Source organism: Curtobacterium sp. P97 (genome assembly GCF_023712445.1).
GTDB lineage: Bacteria > Actinomycetota > Actinomycetes > Actinomycetales > Microbacteriaceae > Curtobacterium.
The window spans coordinates 1-406 of the sequence record NZ_JAMAYF010000199.1 but is presented as its reverse complement, the minus strand read 5'-3'; the positions used below and the strand labels follow the sequence as shown (position 1 = coordinate 406).

Annotated in this window: 1 pseudogene; it reads left to right on the top strand. The window is 69.0% G+C overall.

What is annotated here, in order from left to right:
- Positions 1 to 406, top strand: a pseudogene (locus tag M3677_RS17640) (3-oxoadipyl-CoA thiolase); the annotation flags it as partial.

The window sequence follows — 406 nt, the reverse complement described above, 5'->3', positions numbered from 1 at the left end:
GCCTGACGGCAGCGTGACGGCCGGAAACGCGAGCGGCGTCAACGACGGAGCCTGTGCGTTGCTGCTGTCCGACGAGCGCGCGATCGCCCAACACAGTCTCACGCCCCGTGCTCGGGTGGTCGCGATGGCAACCGCGGGTGTGCCGCCGCGCGTGATGGGTATCGGTCCGGCGCCGGCGACGGAGAAGGTTCTGGCACTGGCCGGATTGCGGCTCGACGAGATCGACGTGATCGAACTCAACGAGGCGTTCGCCGCACAGGGGCTGGCCGTGTTGCGCCTGCTGGGCCTGAAGGACGATGATCCCCGGGTCAACCCCAACGGCGGGGCGATTGCACTCGGTCATCCGCTCGGCGCGTCGGGCGCGCGTCTCGTGACGACGGCAATCAATCAGTTGCACGCCACGAGC